1 rRNA gene is annotated in these 3,045 nt (G+C 53.8%); it reads left to right on the top strand.

The features are described 5' to 3' along the window. Positions 1–88 precede the first annotated feature (88 nt). Positions 89–3,003, top strand: a 23S ribosomal RNA gene (locus KNQ07_RS15890). Positions 3,004–3,045 lie beyond the last annotated feature (42 nt).

The raw sequence follows: 3,045 nt of genomic DNA, 5'->3' as shown, positions 1-3,045 counted from the left end.
GCACCTTGAAAACTGAAGACATCAACAAGACATCAAACTTTTTATAACCATGTCATTAGACGTGTGTTCTTAGAATACCAAAATGCTAGATCAAGGTATGAAGGGCGTACGGTGGATGCCTTGGCACTAGGAGCCGATGAAGGACGCGACGAACAGCGATATGCTTCGGGGAGCAGTAAGTATGCTTTGATCCGAGGATTTCCGAATGGGGGAACCCACCATCCGTAATGGGATGGGACATGTTACATGAATACATAGTGTAGCGTGAGGCAGACCCGGGGAACTGAAACATCTAAGTACCCGGAGGAAGAGAAAGCAAATGCGATTCCCTGAGTAGCGGCGAGCGAAACGGGAACAGCCCAAACCGGAGAGCATGCTCTCCGGGGTTGTAGGACACTCTATACGGAGTCAAAAAGGAAGACAGTAGGTGAACGACCTGGAAAGGCCGGCCGAAGAAGGTGACAGCCCTGTAGCTGAAACTGTTTTCCCTCCAGAGTGGATCCTGAGTACGGCGGGACACGTGAAACCCCGTCGGAATCCGGGAGGACCATCTCCCAAGGCTAAATACTCCCTAGTGACCGATAGTGAACCAGTACCGTGAGGGAAAGGTGAAAAGCACCCCGGAAGGGGAGTGAAATAGATCCTGAAACCGTATGCCTACAAGTAGTCAGAGCCCGTTAATGGGTGATGGCGTGCCTTTTGTAGAATGAACCGGCGAGTTACGATAGCGCGCGAGGTTAAGCTGATGAGGCGGAGCCGTAGCGAAAGCGAGTCTGAATAGGGCGCCATAGTGCGTTGTCGTAGACCCGAAACCAGGTGATCTACCCATGTCCAGGATGAAGGTCAGGTAACACTGACTGGAGGTCCGAACCCACGCACGTTGAAAAGTGCGGGGATGAGGTGTGGGTAGCGGTGAAATGCCAATCGAACCTGGAGATAGCTGGTTCTCCCCGAAATAGCTTTAGGGCTAGCCTCGAGGTTGAGAGTTCCGGAGGTAGAGCACTGATTGGACTAGGGGCCCCCACAGGGTTACCGAATTCAGTTAAACTCCGAATGCCGGCAACTTATACTCGGGAGTCAGACTGCGAGTGATAAGATCCGTAGTCAAGAGGGAAACAGCCCAGACCGCCAGCTAAGGTCCCAAAGTGTATGTTAAGTGGAAAAGGATGTGGCGCTGCCTAGACAGCTAGGATGTTGGCTTAGAAGCAGCCACCATTCAAAGAGTGCGTAATAGCTCACTAGTCGAGTGGCGCCGCGCCGAAAATGTAACGGGGCTAAACATACCACCGAAGCTGCGGATTCCGTAAGGAATGGTAGGGGAGCGTTCCAAACCGCTGTGAAGCTGTACCGGAAGGAGCAGTGGAGCGTTTGGAAGTGAGAATGCCGGTGTGAGTAGCGAAAAGAGGGGTGAGAATCCCCTCCGTCGAAAGCCCAAGGTTTCCTGAGGAAGGCTCGTCCGCTCAGGGTTAGTCTGGACCTAAGCCGAGGCCGAAAGGCGTAGGCGATGGATAACAGGTTGATATTCCTGTACCACCGATCCACCGTTTGAACAATGGGGGGACGCAGGAGGATAGTGACGCATGCGGATGGAAGTGCATGTGTAAGTTTCGAGACCGTCTGATTGGCAAATCCGTCAGGCATCAAAGTCGAGGAACGATGCGGAGTCCCGTAGGGACGAAGGTCACGATTTCACACTGCCAAGAAAAGCCTCTAGTGAGGTGGAAGGTGCCAGTACCGTAAACCGACACAGGTAGGCGGGATGAGAATTCTAAGACGCGCGGGATAACTCTCGTTAAGGAACTCGGCAAAATGGTCCCGTAACTTCGGGAGAAGGGACGCTCTACATGAGTAGAGCCGCAGTGAATAGGCCCAAACGACTGTTTAGCAAAAACACAGGTCTCTGCTAAATCGCAAGATGACGTATAGGGGCTGACGCCTGCCCGGTGCTGGAAGGTTAAGGGGATGGGTTAGCGCAAGCGAAGCTTTGAACCGAAGCCCCAGTAAACGGCGGCCGTAACTATAACGGTCCTAAGGTAGCGAAATTCCTTGTCGGGTAAGTTCCGACCCGCACGAAAGGCGTAACGATTTGGGCACTGTCTCAACGAGAGACCCGGTGAAATCATAGTACCTGTGAAGATGCAGGTTACCCGCGACAGGACGGAAAGACCCCATGGAGCTTTACTACAGCCTGATATTGAGGCTTTGTGCATGATGTACAGGATAGGCGGGAGACGTCGAGACCGGAGCGCCAGCTTCGGAGGAGTCACCCTTGGGATACCGCCCTTCATGCATAGAGTCTCTAACTCGCAGCCGTCATCCGGCTGGAGGACCGTGTCAGGCGGGTAGTTTGACTGGGGCGGTCGCCTCCTAAACAGTAACGGAGGCGCCCAAAGGTTCCCTCAGAATGGTTGGAAATCATTCGTAGAGCGCAAAGGCAGAAGGGAGCTTGACTGCGAGACCTACAAGTCGAGCAGGGACGAAAGTCGGGCTTAGTGATCCGGTGGTTCCGCATGGAAGGGCCATCGCTCAACGGATAAAAGCTACCCTGGGGATAACAGGCTGATCTCCCCCAAGAGTCCACATCGACGGGGAGGTTTGGCACCTCGATGTCGGCTCATCGCATCCTGGGGCTGGAGTAGGTCCCAAGGGTTGGGCTGTTCGCCCATTAAAGCGGTACGCGAGCTGGGTTCAGAACGTCGTGAGACAGTTCGGTCCCTATCCGTCGTGGGCGCAGGAAATTTGAGGAGAGCTGTCCTTAGTACGAGAGGACCGGGATGGACGCACCGCTGGTGTACCAGTTGTTCCGCCAGGAGCATCGCTGGGTAGCTACGTGCGGACGGGATAAATGCTGAAAGCATCTAAGCATGAAGCCCCCTCCAAGATGAGATTTCCCTTTGAGTAATCAAGAAAGACCCCTCAGAGACGATGAGGTAGATAGGTCACGGGTGGAAGCATGGTGACATGCGGAGCTGAGTGATACTAATCGGTCGAGGCCTTGTTCTAGCAGATGCATTGTTGATGACTTCAGTTTTGAGGGCGCGAGCC

This window comes from Exiguobacterium sp. s145 (genome assembly GCF_018618835.1).
Taxonomy (GTDB): Bacteria; Bacillota; Bacilli; order Exiguobacteriales; family Exiguobacteriaceae; genus Exiguobacterium_A; species Exiguobacterium_A artemiae.
The sequence above is the reverse complement of the archived record's forward strand: the minus strand, read 5'-3'. Positions and strand labels throughout refer to the sequence as shown.